General features: G+C 58.0%; 18 protein-coding genes. 1 reads left to right on the top strand and 17 read right to left on the bottom strand.

Annotated elements, in window-relative coordinates:
* Nucleotides 1–36: 36 nt before the first annotated feature.
* The 8 genes from ccpN to MGLY_RS09465 form a co-directional block, all read right to left on the bottom strand.
* Nucleotides 37–672: a transcriptional regulator CcpN gene (ccpN, locus tag MGLY_RS09500; protein WP_156273317.1), complete on the bottom strand. Its 636-nt coding sequence runs from the start codon at nucleotides 670–672 to the stop codon at nucleotides 37–39.
* Between the two features lie 94 nt (nucleotides 673–766).
* Nucleotides 767–2,851, bottom strand: a complete 2,085-nt coding sequence (glyS, locus tag MGLY_RS09495) for a glycine--tRNA ligase subunit beta (protein WP_156273315.1) — start codon at nucleotides 2,849–2,851, stop codon at nucleotides 767–769.
* An 85-nt stretch (nucleotides 2,852–2,936) separates the two neighbouring features.
* A complete protein-coding gene (glyQ, locus tag MGLY_RS09490) occupies nucleotides 2,937–3,890 on the bottom strand; it encodes a glycine--tRNA ligase subunit alpha (protein WP_156273313.1) in 954 nt (317 codons plus the stop codon).
* A 125-nt stretch (nucleotides 3,891–4,015) separates the two neighbouring features.
* On the bottom strand, nucleotides 4,016–4,450 hold the full coding sequence (locus tag MGLY_RS09485; RefSeq protein ID WP_156273311.1) for a DUF4342 domain-containing protein: 435 nt from the start codon (nucleotides 4,448–4,450) through the stop codon (nucleotides 4,016–4,018).
* Complete coding sequence (gene recO / locus MGLY_RS09480; RefSeq protein ID WP_211661848.1) at nucleotides 4,359–5,234, bottom strand: DNA repair protein RecO; 876 nt, start codon at nucleotides 5,232–5,234, stop codon at nucleotides 4,359–4,361. Before recO ends, MGLY_RS09485 begins: the two co-directional genes overlap by 92 nt.
* 61 nt (nucleotides 5,235–5,295) lie before the next feature.
* Nucleotides 5,296–5,523 (bottom strand): hypothetical protein, encoded by a 228-nt coding sequence (locus tag MGLY_RS09475; protein ID WP_156273309.1) that lies wholly within the window; start codon nucleotides 5,521–5,523, stop codon nucleotides 5,296–5,298.
* A gap of 71 nt (nucleotides 5,524–5,594) precedes the next feature.
* Nucleotides 5,595–6,512, bottom strand: coding sequence for a GTPase Era (gene era, locus MGLY_RS09470; protein WP_246187297.1), 918 nt, complete (start codon nucleotides 6,510–6,512; stop codon nucleotides 5,595–5,597).
* A gap of 1 nt (nucleotide 6,513) precedes the next feature.
* Complete coding sequence (locus MGLY_RS09465; RefSeq protein WP_156273305.1) at nucleotides 6,514–6,903, bottom strand: cytidine deaminase; 390 nt, start codon at nucleotides 6,901–6,903, stop codon at nucleotides 6,514–6,516.
* A 185-nt stretch (nucleotides 6,904–7,088) separates the two neighbouring features.
* Between MGLY_RS09465 and MGLY_RS09460 the strand changes: the two genes are divergently transcribed.
* Nucleotides 7,089–7,595, top strand: coding sequence for an NUDIX hydrolase (locus MGLY_RS09460; RefSeq protein ID WP_277997841.1), 507 nt, complete (start codon nucleotides 7,089–7,091; stop codon nucleotides 7,593–7,595).
* On the opposite strand, the gene MGLY_RS09455 is transcribed toward MGLY_RS09460, so the two are convergent.
* From MGLY_RS09455 to MGLY_RS09415, 9 genes are all read right to left on the bottom strand, one after another.
* Entirely contained in the window at nucleotides 7,497–8,219 is a 723-nt protein-coding gene (locus tag MGLY_RS09455; protein ID WP_156273303.1) for a DUF502 domain-containing protein, read from the bottom strand. The genes MGLY_RS09460 and MGLY_RS09455 overlap by 99 nt on opposite strands.
* Before the next feature lie 13 nt (nucleotides 8,220–8,232).
* Nucleotides 8,233–8,574 carry a diacylglycerol kinase family protein gene (locus MGLY_RS09450; protein WP_156273301.1) on the bottom strand — a complete coding sequence of 114 codons (342 nt, stop codon included), beginning with the start codon at nucleotides 8,572–8,574 and terminating at the stop codon, nucleotides 8,233–8,235.
* The gene (gene ybeY / locus MGLY_RS09445) at nucleotides 8,574–9,044 is read right to left on the bottom strand and encodes an rRNA maturation RNase YbeY (RefSeq protein ID WP_156273299.1); all 471 of its coding nucleotides are present in this window, start codon (nucleotides 9,042–9,044) and stop codon (nucleotides 8,574–8,576) included. The genes MGLY_RS09450 and ybeY overlap by 1 nt, the downstream gene beginning before the upstream one ends.
* Entirely contained in the window at nucleotides 9,013–11,178 is a 2,166-nt protein-coding gene (locus MGLY_RS09440; RefSeq protein ID WP_156273297.1) for an HD family phosphohydrolase, read from the bottom strand. The genes ybeY and MGLY_RS09440 overlap by 32 nt, the downstream gene beginning before the upstream one ends.
* Entirely contained in the window at nucleotides 11,160–12,161 is a 1,002-nt protein-coding gene (locus MGLY_RS09435; RefSeq protein WP_156273295.1) for a PhoH family protein, read from the bottom strand. The genes MGLY_RS09440 and MGLY_RS09435 overlap by 19 nt, the downstream gene beginning before the upstream one ends.
* Before the next feature lie 83 nt (nucleotides 12,162–12,244).
* Entirely contained in the window at nucleotides 12,245–13,501 is a 1,257-nt protein-coding gene (gene yqfD, locus MGLY_RS09430) for a sporulation protein YqfD (protein WP_156273293.1), read from the bottom strand.
* A 27-nt stretch (nucleotides 13,502–13,528) separates the two neighbouring features.
* Nucleotides 13,529–13,831, bottom strand: coding sequence for a sporulation protein YqfC (yqfC, locus tag MGLY_RS09425; RefSeq protein ID WP_211661847.1), 303 nt, complete (start codon nucleotides 13,829–13,831; stop codon nucleotides 13,529–13,531).
* A 246-nt stretch (nucleotides 13,832–14,077) separates the two neighbouring features.
* Nucleotides 14,078–14,254: a 30S ribosomal protein S21 gene (rpsU, locus tag MGLY_RS09420; RefSeq protein ID WP_054937290.1), complete on the bottom strand. Its 177-nt coding sequence runs from the start codon at nucleotides 14,252–14,254 to the stop codon at nucleotides 14,078–14,080.
* A gap of 88 nt (nucleotides 14,255–14,342) precedes the next feature.
* Entirely contained in the window at nucleotides 14,343–14,687 is a 345-nt protein-coding gene (locus tag MGLY_RS09415; RefSeq protein ID WP_156273291.1) for a histidine triad nucleotide-binding protein, read from the bottom strand.
* Nucleotides 14,688–14,712: the final 25 nt, after the last annotated feature.

Genomic DNA, 14,712 nt, shown 5'->3' with positions numbered 1-14,712 from the left:
GGTGGCGATGGATGGCCGCCGGGATATAGCTCCTTGCTAAGATCTGCCTTCTCCCAGTTCCACAAACAGCCTGGTAATGGTCGTCTTGGTCAGGCGGCCTATTACCTCCAGTTTTTTAGCCTGCCCGTCCACCGGGCGGACCACCGGCAGGGCATCGACCTCGTGTTCAATTATTTTACGGGCAGCTGTCAGGACGGATTCTTCCGGTGTGGTGCAGATAATGTTGGGCATGCGGGTCATAACCACCGAGGCCGGCATCTTTTGCAGGTTACCGCCGCCAATGGCGGCTTTAAGCAAGTCTTTACGGGAAAGAACACCCTCCAGGTGGCCTTCTTCGTCGACCACCATCAGGGTACCGACGTCTTCGATAAACATGTTCACGATGGCATCATAGACAGAGGCACTGGCCCTGATGACCCGCGGCAGTCCTTTGACGTCTCCCACCTTGATTTTTTTAATCTCTTCCGCCACCAGGGCCTGGGAGGGCTTGCTGCTTAAAAAATAGCCTACCCGGGGACGGGCTTCCAGGATGCCTGACATGGTGAGGACGGCCAGGTCCGGGCGCAGGGCGGCGCGGGTAAGATTTAACTCCTCGGCAATCTGCCGGCTGGTAATGGGCCCGGAACGTTTAACGATGGCCACTATCTGCTGTTGCCGCGGGGAAAGCTGCACCTTTTACCCCTCCTCCCGGCCCCCCTGCCTGTATACTTTGTAATGTATACCACATACCCGGCCATTTTCCTTCTCGCTTATCAAAAAATTTCTGCTAGGGAACCAGGCGGGAAAAATCGGCTACCTGGAAAACCAGGTCCACGACCCCCTGGAGCAGGGCCAGGCGGTTGTTGCGAACTTCTTTTTCCGGCGCCATGACCAGGACACCGTCAAAGAAGGCGTCAATAGGTTCTCGTAGAGCAGCCATGGCCTTTAACGCACCCAGGTAATTGCCTTCCCGGAGCAGGGGTTCTGCCTGCCGGCGGGCCTGTTCCAGGGCCCGGTAAAGGTCGATTTCCACTTTCTCTGTTAATGCTCCCGGCTGCAGGACATACCTTTCCCCCGCCTGGCGGGCCAGGTTGAAGGCGCGGGTGAAGGCCGTCTGCAGGGCGGCAAAACCTTCCTCTTCCCGGAAAGCGCTGAGATCCCGGGCGCGGTGGTAGACACCGGCCAGGTCGTCGCTGCCGGCAGCCAGGCAGGCCTGGATCACATCAAAACGTATGCCTTTTTCGGCCAGGATATGCTCCAGCCGCTGGCGGCAGAACCCGGCCAGCTGCTCCTGGACGGCAGGTAAATCCTGGGCCAGCCGGATGCCGCCCTCCGTGTAACCTTCATAGGCGGCAGCAATGACCCCGGCCAGGGAAAACTTGAGATTGAGTTCCACGGCCATGGTCACCAAACCTGTGGCCTGGCGGCGCAAGGCGTAGGGGTCCTGGGAGCCGGTCGGTATTAACCCGGCACCAAAACAGCCCACCAGGGTGTCCAGGCGGTCGGCCAGGCCCACGACCATGCCCGTCAGGGAATCGGGCAGGCGGTCGCCGGCAAAGCGCGGCCAGTAGTGCTGGCGGATACCCTGGCAGACTTCGGGGGCCTCCCCGTCGTGGGCGGCGTAATAGGAGCCCATAATCCCCTGGAGTTCGGGGAATTCATAGACCATGGAGGTTACCAGGTCGGCCTTGGCCAGCTCCGCCGTGCGCTCGACCACCGGGGCCAGTTCCCCCGGCAGGTCCAGGGTCCGGACCAGCATCCGGCTCAACCGCATCAACCGCCGGGTCTTGGCCAGCATGGTCCCCAGGCTTTCCTGGAAGACAATTTCCTCCAGTTTAGCCACCCTGGCCGCCAGGGGTGTCTTCTGGTCTTCCCGGTAAAAGAAAGCGGCGTCGGCGAGCCTGGCTGCCAGCACCCTTTCATTGCCGCGGCTGATGGTATCCAGGTGCCCGGCCGTACCGTTATGGACGGTAATAAACAGGGGGAGGAGTTCGCCCCGGTTATTCCATACGGGGAAATAGCGCTGGTGGTCGCGCATGGGGGTAATGACCACTTCCCGGGGGAGCTTTAAGTATTCCGGGTTAAAGCGGCCGGCCAGGGCGGTGGGGTATTCCAGCAGGTAATTGATCTCTTCCAGCAAATCGGGGTCTTCCTCCACCCGGCCTCCTTCCCGGGCGGCAAGTTGAGTAATCTGTTCCCAGATCAGCCGCCGGCGGCGGTGCTGGTCGGCCAGGACGTAATTCTGCTCCAGGACCTGGAGGTAGGCGGGAGCAGCCGGCACTTCATGGGGACCGGGGGCCAGGACGCGGTGGCCGTAAGTTACGCGGCCGGAGGTGAGACCGGCCAGCTCCAGGGGGACGACCTCCTCCCCGAAGAGGGCCAGGAGCCAGCGAATGGGGCGGGCGAAACGCATCTCCAGGGAGCCCCAGCGCATGGGTTTGGGGAAAGTTAAGCCGTCAACTACGGCCGCCAGCAGGTCCGGGAGGACTTCCCGGGCGGGCCGCCCGGCTTCTTTCTTAACGGCAAAGACATACTCCCCGCCGTTAAATTTACGGGTGACCAGTTCCTCCACCGGCACGCCGTTGTTCCTGGCAAATCCCAGGGCGGCCTTCGTGGGCTGGCCGTCAGCGGTAAAGGCCACTTTGACCGGTGGCCCCTTGATTTCCTGCACCAGTTCCTCCTGCTCTTCAGCCAGGCCGGTTATGTAAAGGGCCAGCCGGCGGGGGGTACCGTATGTTGTTACCTGCTGGTATTTTAAGCGGTACTCCTGTAAAAGCTGCCCGGCCAGAGCGGCCATTTGCTCCAGGGCCGGAGGCATGAAGCGGGCGGGAATCTCTTCGGTGCCTATTTCAAATACAAGGTCGCGGGCCACGGGCTATCCCTCCATAAACGGAAATCGGAAGCAGGAAGTCGGAAGTCAGGCATTTTGACGAAACTGGCTGCGCCAGTTTCTTGTATTATTTAACATCAAAGGCGTCTTTGCGGTCCTGGCCGGAGACTACAGCTGCAGGGGAAGGGCTTGACGGCGCCATGACCCCACCCTCTCCCTTAAGCAAGGGATAGCCCAGTTTTTGCCGTTGCTCTAGATACGCAGCGGCGCACAGGCGGGCCAGGTGGCGTACCCGGCCGATGTAGGCCGTCCGCTCGGTAACGCTGATGGCCCCCCGGGCATCCAGGAGGTTAAAGGTATGGGAACACTTGAGGACATAGTCATAGGCCGGCTGGACCAGGCCCTGTTCCACCACCCGCCTGGCTTCAGCTTCATAGGCATTAAAAAGGGCAAAAAGCATGCTGATGTCGGCCACGGTAAAGTTGTAGTGGGAGTAGTCAACCTCTGCCTGGTGGTGGATGTCACCGTAGGTGATGCCGTCTACCCATTCAATATCAAAGACGCTGTTCACCTGCTGGATGTACATGGCCAGCCGTTCCAGGCCGTAGGTAATCTCGGCGCTCACCGGCCGGCAGTCAAACCCGCCGCACTGCTGGAAGTAGGTGAACTGGGTGATCTCCATGCCATCCAGCCAGACCTCCCACCCCAGGCCCCAGGCGCCCAGGGTAGGAGATTCCCAGTTATCCTCAACAAAGCGGATATCATGCTCGTGGGGATTGATGCCGATGGCTTCCAGGCTCTTTAAGTATAAATCCTGGACATCGTCGGGGGAGGGCTTTAAGATGACCTGGTACTGGTAGTAATGCTGGAGGCGGTTGGGGTTTTCACCGTAGCGGCCGTCGGTAGGCCGGCGGGAGGGTTCGACATAGGCTACCCGCCAGGGCTCCGGTCCCAGTACCCGTAAAAAGGTAGCCGGTTGCATGGTGCCGGCTCCTTTTTCCAGGTCGTAGGGCTGCTGGATAACGCAGCCCCGGGCCGCCCAGTACTGCTGCAGGGTCATGATGAGTTCCTGGAAATTCAAGTGAATTACTCCCCTCTTAATAAAAGAAGCCCCCGCCCTGCCAGGGACGGGAGCTAACTTTTCGTGGCAACATAGCGGCCGGCCCCTGGCCAGCCTCACATGACAATAATTTAGCAAAACCTCCTCTACTTGTCAACCTGGTTCTCTACATCCAGGGGATGTTCTTCCACCTGGCCGTCACGCCGCTCTACTTCCAGGGTATAGCGGTTAAAGAGGGCCGCTACCGTGCTCAAACCGGCCAGGATGGCCAGTTCGCTGCTGGCCAGGACACCTAAGACCCCCAGGGCGCCCACGGTTGCCGGTATTTCAGCCACGGTTTTGCCGTCCTTCTTGACTTTAATCCGCATGACATTACCCTGGCGCAGGATGCTGCGAATGCGTTCCACCAGTTTACCGCTCCAGCCGGCCAGTTCCCTCTGCAGCCCTTCCCTGGTACTCTCTTCATACTGGACCAGGGCCTCCAGGACATCACCGCCGGCCCGCTCCAGGGCCTCCCTGGCTTCCCGGTAACTTAATCCTAAGCGCTCGCGCAACTGGTCGATTTTTTCCAGTTCCGTCATCATCATTGCCCCCTATTTCATTAATCAAAGCACGGGATTTCAGTTTCCTGTCTAAATAGTATTCCAAAAAGGCGGGCATAATTTCCTCCAGTTCCCGGGCGAGGTAAGGGCTGATCTGCAATCGCTGGAGATTCCGCCAGTTCATATGATTTAACTGTTGCCAGATCTTTATACTGCCCGGCATTACCTGGTACTCCGGGCCCTCCCGGCCCCGGCAGTCCGGGCAAATGGTACCGCCAGCGGCTGGGGCTACGATTACCCGCCCGGTACTCCTTAAAGGCCCCCCGCAGGAGGCGCAGCGGTCCAGGCGGGGCTCCAGGCCCAGGATTTTTAACGTCCGGGCTTCAAAGGCCCGGGCCACCAGGCCCGGCGGCACCCCGGCCAGCAGCTCCAGCCCCTGTTTTAAAAGGTTGTACATGGCAGGGTTCACCTGGCCGGGCATGACGACGCTGTCGGCTATCTCCACCAGGTAGCAAGCATAGGCCAGGCGCCTCAGGTCCTGGCGTAAAGGGGCAAAGATAGACTGCACCTCACACTGGGTGACGGTGGCCAGGCTTTTACCGGCGTAAAATAAAAAGCGGGACCGGCAGAGCTGCTGGGTACCGCTGCGCAGGCTGCTTTTGGGTTTACGCACCCCTTTTACGATGGCGTCTACCTTGCCGTGGCTGGGAGTTAAAATTGTCAGTAGCTGGTCTGTTTCCTGGTAGTCCCTGCTTTTCAGGACTATGCCTTCGGCCCGGAAATAACCCGCCATTTTGATGACCTCCGGAAGAACTTTGACCACCCTGGCTAAATTTTAATCCCTGGCTCCGGAGCCGGCCCCCTTGCCCAGCCGGAAGCTAACCTCAACCTTGCTGCGGGCTGCTGGTACCCGGCGGGCTGGTTGCTGCCGGTGGCGAGCCATCCGGTTCCAGGATACACAAAAAGCCGTATTTCCCGCCGTATGATTTGCCGGCTGCCGGCGGGGAGGATGCAACCGGTTCCAGGATGCCACGGTAAAGGAGGTAGGCCTCGATACTGCCCGTCAGGGTAAACAGGTGCCACCATGCTTCGCTTATTTTCATGGGTGTCATCCTTTCCGGGTTTCTCCTACTGGTCAGGTACTTATTAGGCTGGCCTGAATGCCGGGTCTTATACCAGGGTTCTACTGGATGAGCCGGCGATCATAACCCAGCTGCCTTAAGGCCAGTTCCTGCTGGCGCCAGTTTTTCTTTACCCGCACCCGCAGGTTTAAAAAAATTTTGCTGCCCAAAAGGGCTTCCATTTCCCGGCGGGCCCCGGTGCCAATCTCTTTCAGCCGCTGCCCTCCCTGGCCAATGATAATACCCTTCTGGGAATCCCTTTCCACGTAGATCACGGCGTCGACGTAGAGATAGTCATTGGGGCGCCCGGCTATTTCCTCAACCACCACGGCCACCGCATGGGGGACTTCTTCCCTGGTAACCCGGAGGACCTGTTCCCGGATCAACTCGGCCATGACAAATTTCTCCGGCTGGTCGGTGACCATTTCCGGGGGGTAATACTGGGGTCCCGGGGGCAGGAAAGGGCTGATTAACTCCGGCAGGTCGGCTACATTGGTACCTGCCAGGGCCGACACCGCCTGGACGGCTTTAAAATCCAGGCGGGCCCGGAAAAATTCCTCCCGTTGCGCCAGGGTGGCGGCATCCACCAGGTCAATTTTATTGAGGATCAGGATTTTGGGGGTAGCCACCTCTTTTAATTGCGCGATGATATATTCCTCACCGGCCCCGGGTGAAACGGCAGCGTCGACCACGTACAGGATGACATCGACTTCGGCCAGGGTGTTCCGGGCCACGGCTACCATATACTCCCCCAGCTGGTGCTGGGGCTTGTGGATGCCGGGAGTATCTAAAAAAACGATCTGGTAACTGTCTGTCGTCAGCACCCCTAAAATCTTATTGCGGGTCGTCTGGGGCTTATCGGACATGATGGCGATTTTGCGGCCCACCAGCCGGTTTAAGAGGGTGGATTTACCGGCATTGGGGCGGCCGATGAGCCCGGCAAAGCCGGAAACGTAATCCGCGGTCAAGGAATCAGGCACCTCATTTCAAGGTAAAGGTATCCGGCAACAGCTCCTTGAGTGAGCGGCGGTGAACGGGACCACCTGGCTGGCCGGTGATAATTTCCAGCTCCGGAGCAAATTCGGCCAGTACCTGGCGGCAGGCACCGCAGGGAAAACACGCTGTGAGGTCCCCGCCAACGACAGCCAGGGCGACAAACTCCCGTTCGCCGGCAGCCACGGCCTGGAACAGGGCCACCCGCTCGGCGCAAATGGTCAAACTGTAGGAGGCATTTTCAATATTGCAGCCGGTATAGACCTTGTCCCCGGCCGTAAGCAGGGCCGCGCCCACCGGAAAGCGGGAATAAGGCGCGTAGGCCTTCTCTTTAGCCCCGGCTGCCATGGCTATTAAATCTTCTGGATTACAGGCCACTGAGGTTTCCTCCCTATCTAATTTTACCATTCAGTTAAGTTAGAGGTCAATTTTAACGAAATACTGGCCCCGCCCTCTTACCCTGGGATATAATATTAAAGCAGGCGAGAGTTAATCCGGCGTCTACGCTCTTTAGGTTTTGAGGAGCCGCAAAGCAGGAATCCCTGAGAAAGAATGGGAAAAAGATGGCTGAAAAGGGTGAAGCAATGAAACGAACCTATCCTCCCCACCCTGTTGTGGGGGTAGGGGCGGTGGTCATTAAGGAAGGTCATATCTTGCTGGTGCGCCGGGGTTCACCGCCGGCGGCAGGTTTATGGAGCCTGCCCGGTGGCGGCCAGGAAACGGGGGAAACGGCCCAGGAGGCTGTGGAACGTGAAGTTTTGGAAGAGTGCGGCATCAGGGTAGCTGCCGGGCCACCCATTGCCGTCCTGGACAGCATCTATACCGATGGCAGCGGCCGGGTTAAATACCATTACGTCCTGATTGATTTCTGGGCCGAATACCGCAGCGGGAGCTTATGCCCGGCCACCGATGCCGCAGCCGCCTGCTGGGTACCCCTGCACAAAGTAACTACCTATCCCCTGACCAGGGGGTTAAAGGAACTCCTGGCCGCCTGGGGCCTGCTGGACGGTACCCCGCCCGCCCCGCCGGCCAGCATCCTTTACCGTACCCTCCGCGGCCAGGCCCTTTAAAAGCTGGCTCCAGCCTATCCCGCCGCCGGCAGCTGCAGTACGCCCCGCCGGCCCTACTACCCCGGCGGAGATAATCAGCTTGATCCCATCTTCCACCGGCATATCCAGGGGGACGACATCCTCGGCAGGTACCATGAGCAGGAAACCGGAAGTGGGATTCGGGGTGGTGGGAATAAATACGTTTACCAGGTCGGCAGCAGCCCGCATGCTGGCCTCGGCCGGGGCCGGGCCGGTTAAAAAGCCTAAAGAAAAAATACCATGGCGGGGATACTCGATCATTACCACCTTTTGAAAGGCCTTTTTGTCTTCCCGCCAGATGGCTTCTACCATCTGCTTGACGGTACGGTAAATGGAATTGACCAGGGGGATGCGGTACATGAGTTCATCCCACAGGTTTAAGAGGAAACGCCCGATATAATTGGTGGCCAGGAAACCAGCAACTATTACCACAGTTACTGTGACCACCAGCCCCAGCCCCGGAATGCGCTGGCCCAGGAGTAAAATTACTACCTTCCCTGCCAGCTGGTCGAGGAAATTAAAGACCAGCCATAGCACGTAAATGGTTGCTACCGCGGGTAGCGTCACAATAACTCCGGTGAGAAAGAAACGGCGCAAACGACGCAAGGGCCAGATCCTCCTAAAGTCCCAGGCGCGGGCCAAAAATGAAATAAGCCACGGCTACCGCCCCCAGGGCGGTAATTAAAACGGCCCCGGCGGCGACGTCCTTGGCGATGCGCGCTAAGGGATGGTATTTGCCAGTATAGAGATTTATGGTCACTTCTACCGCTGTATTGAAGGCCTCGGCAGCCAGGACGAGGGTGATGGTTATGGTCAGTGCTACCCATTCCCAGGGCTGGACCTGGAAATACCAGCCGGCCCCTATGACGGCCACCATGGCTGCCAGGTGAATGACCATATTGATCTGCGTCCGCAGGCAGTAGAGGACTCCGGCCAGGGCGGCCCGGAACTTGACCAGCATTACCGCTCCAGCCCCATCCTGGCGAGTATTGCTTCCTGGCGTGCCTCCATCCTGGCGGCTTCTTCTTCTGTACCGTGGTCATAGCCAAGAAGGTGCAGGAAACCGTGGACGGTGAGAAAAGCCAGTTCCCTGGCCAGGGAATGGCCATAGTTTTGCGCCTGGCGGGCGGCTGTGGGTACCGCAACAACGATATCTCCCAGGAGCCTGTCCACCCCCGGGTCAACAAAAGCAGGTTCCCCGGGGCCTGTTTCTTCTAAAGCAAAGGAAAGGACGTCGGTAGGGGCATCAATACCCCGGTAGGTCCGGTTGAGGTCCTGGATGGCGGCGTCATCAACCAGGGTCAGGCCTATCTCGGTTCCCGGGTCCACTCCCTCCATAGCGGCGGCCTCCTGGAGAACCTTCTCCAGCAAGGATATTAGTTCCTCTCCCAGGGGGTAATCATCCTGCTGATTGTTTATGGAGCACTCCATTACGGCTTTTTCTCCTTTCCATTTCCTTCAGGACCACTTCCGGGTATTCCACCCGGGTGTGGAAGATGCCGTTTAAGACGCGCATAAAGGCCTTGGCGATAACCGCCAGTTCCCGGAACGTTAAATCGCTCGCCTCCAGCTGGCCGTCCTCCAGCTTTTCCCGGATAATCTTGCGCACGAAACCCTCCATGCGGCCCGGTGTGGGTTTGGGCAGGGAACGGATGCCGGCCTCCACGCTGTCGGCCAGCATGACTATCGCGGCTTCTTTGCTCCTGGGTATCGGACCTTCATAGCGAAAGTCGTCTTCACTGACGCTGTCTCCCCGGCCGCTTTCCCGGGCCTTGTGGTAGAAATAGGTCATCAAACTGGCGCCGTGGTGCTGGGCAATAATATCCTGGATAACCCGGGGCAGGCGATACTCCCGCGCCATTTCCAGGCCGTCTTTGACATGGCAGGAAATGATCAGGGTACTTAAAGTCGGTGCCAGCCGGTCATGGGGGTTTTCCGCCGTCACCTGGTTTTCAATGAAAAAGTAGGGCCGCTTTAGCTTCCCAATATCATGGTAATAGGCCCCTACCCGGGCCAGGAGGGAATCGGCCCCCACGGCATCGGCCGCCGCCTCGGCCAGGTTCCCCACCAGGATGCTGTGGTGGTAGGTCCCCGGGGCTTCCAGGAGCAGGCGCTTTAACAAAGGATGATTAGGATTGGACAGCTCTAAGAGCTTCACCGCCGTGGTAATGCCAAAGCTGTTCTCCAGAAAGGGCAGGAAGCCGATGGTTAAAACCGTTGAAAGCAGGCCATTGGCCAGGGCCAGGACCGCGGCGATGCTCAACTGGGACAGGGTGGACTTGAGCATCAGTCCCAGGGCGACAACACTTAACAGGTTGGCCAGCATTAAAAAGAGGCTGGAACGGGCGAGATCCGAACGCTGGCTTAAGTGGGTGACACAGTAAATACCCACCAGGCCGCTGGCGGCGCCCATGGCCGTAAACTGGTAGAGATTGCCGCCGATGATCCCGGCCTCCAGGGCCAGGAAGAAGGTAAAAATCACGGCCACCTGGGCATCCAGCAGGATGGCCACCAGCATGGAGCCGGCAGCTACCGGCATGAGATATCCCACCAGGCGGGTAAATTCTGCCCGGCTGCCCAGGCTGATGGCCGCTACGCCCCGGGAAAAAACAAGGAAGATCAGCCATAAAAGACCCAGCAATAGTAACAGCTGGTTGCTGTTATAAATACCCGGTTTAAAAAAGCGTAAATACAGGAGCAGCAGGGCTACCAGGAGGGCCTGGAAAAAGACCAGGCCAAAAAGCGCGCCCCAGGAAGCCCCGGAGCGCAGCAGGCCGAGTTTTTGCAGGGCTTCAATATCTTCCGCCGTTACCAGTTCGCCATCGCTGACGATCTTTTCATTCTGGCGGATGGTTACCTGGACCGGGCTCACCTCGGCGGCAGCTTTCTCCCGCTTCTGCATGGTAGCGGCAACGTCATAGATGAGATTGGGTTTTAATTCCAGCTGCTGGATAATAGCTGCCACTACAGGTTTATAGCGGGTCTCTATTCCTGCCGTCTCTACGGCAGCCAGCATCTTGTCCCGGGCGATATTCACGGCATCCTGGGGTACAGCTTCGCCCATTACCTGGTTGACAATATTCCTGGTAATGCCGGCCAGGTTATTGAGGGTAGTGGCATCGGCTGCCGCCAGGGCCTGGAGGGTGGGTGCCGTTAATTTTAAGTGGCTTAACCGGGCCTTTAAACGGGCCACCCTTTCGTTGCTGTCACTTGTACTATTATTAATTTCCCTTAGCGACTGGAAAATATTATCTACCTGGCCGGTCAGAGCAGCTTCCACCGAGCTGTCCACCCGGTAAACGGGAGTTACCTGCCGGGCCGCCTCTTCCCTGGCCTTTTGCGTCAAAACCTCACTTTCGTAAACAATGCCCTGGGGCGCCTTGAAATCCTGGGGGCTGGGCTGCCCCACTTTTAAATCCAGCTTTTGCGGCAGGTAATCCAGGGCCGTAATGGTTACGGCAACGGCAAACAGGGCCATCCCCCAGATGACCCTGGATCTTAAAAATTTAGGACCAAGCCGGACCAGCAGCGGGTGCATTAACCATTCTAGCCGCTGCCATGGCACATCCGGTCACTCCTCTCGTATGCTTTAATAATTTCCTGTACCAGGGGATGGCGGACGACATCGGCTTCGGTTAGATACTCAATGGCGATGCCGTCAATACCCCTTAAGATCCGCTGGGCTTCTACCAGGCCGGAGGTTGTATCCCGGGGCAGGTCTACCTGGGTAACGTCACCGGTAATGACGGCCCGGGAGCCAAAGCCAATGCGGGTCAGGAACATCTTCATCTGTTCGGAAGTAGTGTTCTGGGCTTCATCCAGGATAATGAAGGCGTCATCCAGGGTGCGCCCCCGCATATAGGCCAGGGGCGCTACTTCTATAATATTTTTTTCCATATACTTTTGTGCCGTTTCCATACCTAAAATATCGTAAAGGCCGTCGTAGAGGGGCCGCAGATAGGGGTTAACCTTCTCCTGCAGGTCGCCGGGCAGGAAGCCCAGCTTTTCCCCGGCCTCAACTGCCGGCCGGGCGAGTATTATCCGCTCCACACTGCGGGACCGCAGGGCGTTGACGGCCATAACTACTGCCAGGTAGGTTTTCCCGGTACCGGCCGGGCCGATGCCGAAGACAATATCATAACGGCGCATGGCCTGGACATAGCGGAGCTGCCCCAGGGTTTTGGGGCGAATCTGTTTGCCCCGGGGAGTAACGTAAAGTACTTCCCCCAGGGCCTGGGCCAGGTCGGTCTTGCCCGCCATGTCATCCTGGCGCCGGACCAGGTTCCAGGTGTAGTTAATGGTTGCTGTATTAATGGTCGTGCCGGAACGGGCCAGTTTAATTAACTGCCGGAATAGTCTTTCCAGTTCCTCGACTTCCTGGCGCGTCCCGCTTAAAGTCAGTTCATTCCCCCGGGCTACGATCCGGGCTGAGGTATGGCTCTCAATAAATTTCAGGTTTTCATCCTGGTGGCCAAAAAGATTGACGGCCTCGCCATTGCTACCAACAGTCAGCCTGGTTTCGTAATTGGTTGTCAAGGCTTTATCCATCAACTCCTTTATGATGCTAATCAGTCTATTTTAACATATACAGGCGCCAGCGTAAAGGCTACCGTTTTGCTTGTTTTTCCTGCTTAACCAGTCCCGCTAAGGGGAACAACCCGGCCGATGTCCTCTTCCGTTTCCACCCAGGCCCGGACCCGAACTACCTCATCTTCAGCTTTGGTCAAAGGAACTATCTTCTGCCCGGTAATGCTGGCTCCCGGGGGTAACTTTTCCTTGAGTTCCGCCAGGATCTGCTGGCCGGCAGCCCTTACTGCCTCTTCATAAGTAAGCTGCCGGTACCGGACCTGGACTTCATAATAGGTCGTAATGATGAGTTCGACGGGCAGGGTAAAATTCCTCCACGATGGCAGGGCCACAACTTTATTTTCCTGGCGGTAATTGGTATAGGGAGGACGTTGTGGTCCTTTCAAGATATAGCAGTGGCCGGGTGTCTGGACCATTACCGCCATCTGCTGCCGGCCGGTTGGCACTTCCTGGACCTGGCGACGGTTGATCTGTTTTTCCCCTTCATACCAGACCCTGGCCCGCACAATGCCCCGGGCCCGGACCAGGCGGGGTTGAGGCGGTGGCTGCTCAGGAGGAGCTGCTTCTCCCGGCTTTTTTTCCGGCCGGGGGGGCAGGATCAAACCTGAAATTAGTATTTCTCCTTGCCGGACCGTATCACCGGCCTTTACCCTGCCCTCGCCATTAACGACCAGGATATCCTTTATTACCCCGTCTTTGGCGGCAATGATGCTGGCCGGCCGGTCGACGGCTTCCTCCCCGGGAGGGGCTGCCTTTTCCACCACGGTGATCTCGGCCCTGGTACCATGGAAGCGGATACCTACCCAGGCCAACTGGGGCAAACGGCGCTCCAGGGCATACTCCAGGATACGGGTATCCAGGGCGCTTTTCCTGGCACCGGGCTTTAGCCCCTCCGCACGGGCCGCGGCCAGGACCTGGTCCGGCGTTACCCGGCGTAACGGCCCGTTTTCCGGCCTGACGTCCACCACCCAGATAAAGGTGGACAGGAGGTAGATGGCCAGCAAAAAGAAAAGGCTGCCCAGGAGTAGTACCTGCCGTCCCCGCAGGCGGCGGCTGAAAAAGGGCCAGCCCCGCTTGTCCACAATACGGACCCGGCAGCGGCTCTGCCGGGCCAGGGAGCGCAGGGCGCGGTATTCGCGGGCCGGCATTTTTGCCTGGAGGCTGCCGCTCCTGCTCCGGGTGATATCCCAGAGGCTGATGCCTTGAGCCAGGGCTAGATTGAGAAAGCCTTCCGGGTCGTCACCGCTGACGGTAAGTACCAGATAGCCCTCCAGGTAAGCCAGCCAGTTTCGCCAGGCCACCGGTTTCTTCCTCCCATGTGAAAACAATTACAAAAATCTCAGGGACTGGATGGTACCTTCCAGGGCGATGGCGTCCGGTTTGATCTCCCGCAGGAGCATGCCTGTCCCCTTGATCTCCAGTTCGCCGGTACTGAGTAGCAGGCGTACCAGGTCCGGCTGGTACTCGCTGATGCCCCGGTGGTTTTCCACTACCAGCCGGCTATTGCCCAGCAGGGTGAGGCGCGGCAGGTCCAGGACGGCGTCTGCCGGTAACTCTAAATAATCGGTAATGGCTCTCTCCAGCCGCCGGGCCCTGTCCATCCAGCTGCGCCGGGAACGATTTTTCCCCATCCTGTCCCCTCCTGCCAATACTTTATGCAAAGGCAGGGCAAAAAAGACCGCAAAAAAACCCGGTCCTGCAGGACCGGGCAGATATCTCCACGAAAGCTGCCACCGGGTATATATCATGTGCGACTATCGTGCCGCCTTTAAGGCTTCGGGAGGAGAGGAAAACAGCAGCGTTTGGGTTCAATCAGGAACTGGCTCCAGCCAGTCCCTACCAGCATCCGTTCTCCGAATTCCGACTTCTAACCTCTGTTAATGCCAGCGGCGTTTGCGAGCCGCTTCGGATTTTTTCTTGCGCCTGACGCTGGGTTTTTCGTAATGTTCCCGGCGCCGGGCTTCCGAAAGAATGCCTGCCTTCTGGCAAATGCGCTTGAATCGCTTTAAAGCGGCATCAATGGATTCATTTTTGCCAATTTTAACCTCGCTCAACCCTTGCTTCCCTCCCCCCGCCAGCCCGGTGGACGCTGCCTTCAACAGCTCAGCATGAATTTAATTATACTCTATCCCTTTTTAAGCGTCAACCCAGGATCCGCAGTTGCCGCCCTCCCAGAAGGTGGAAATGGAGGTGATAAACAACCTGCCCGCCCTCTTCTTTACAATTATTTACCAGGCGAAAACCGCGCCCGGCCAGGCCCAGTTCCCGGGCAATTTGCACCGCCACCAGGTGGATATGGCCGAGCAGCTCTTTATCTTCCGGGGTTATGGCCGTCAGATCAGGTATATGCTTCCTGGGGATAATTAAAATATGTACCGGGGCCACCGGCCGGATATCTTTAAAGGCTACCACCTGCTCATCCTGGTAAACCACTTCTGCCGGGAGTTGACCCCCGGCTATTCTACAAAAGATGCATTCCTCGGCCACGTGTGTTGCTCCCTTCTTAATACTA

The organism is Moorella glycerini (assembly GCF_009735625.1).
Classification (GTDB): domain Bacteria; phylum Bacillota; class DSM-521; order Neomoorellales; family Neomoorellaceae; genus Neomoorella; species Neomoorella glycerini.
The sequence above is the reverse complement of the archived record's forward strand: the minus strand, read 5'-3'. Positions and strand labels throughout refer to the sequence as shown.

Bases quoted from the DNA above. Each gene is read 5' to 3' on its own strand.
- MGLY_RS09450 (WP_156273301.1), bottom strand. From the start codon at position 8,574: ATGCTGGTCAAGTTCCGGGCCGCCCTGGCCGGAGTCCTCTACTGCCTG.
- MGLY_RS09475 (WP_156273309.1), bottom strand. From the start codon at position 5,523: ATGACACCCATGAAAATAAGCGAAGCATGGTGGCACCTGTTTACCCTG.
- MGLY_RS09460 (WP_277997841.1), top strand. From the start codon at position 7,089: ATGGCTGAAAAGGGTGAAGCAATGAAACGAACCTATCCTCCCCACCCT.
- ybeY (WP_156273299.1), bottom strand. From the start codon at position 9,044: ATGGAGTGCTCCATAAACAATCAGCAGGATGATTACCCCCTGGGAGAG.
- MGLY_RS09485 (WP_156273311.1), bottom strand. From the start codon at position 4,450: ATGACGGAACTGGAAAAAATCGACCAGTTGCGCGAGCGCTTAGGATTA.
- yqfC (WP_211661847.1), bottom strand. From the start codon at position 13,831: ATGGGGAAAAATCGTTCCCGGCGCAGCTGGATGGACAGGGCCCGGCGG.
- MGLY_RS09435 (WP_156273295.1), bottom strand. From the start codon at position 12,161: ATGGATAAAGCCTTGACAACCAATTACGAAACCAGGCTGACTGTTGGT.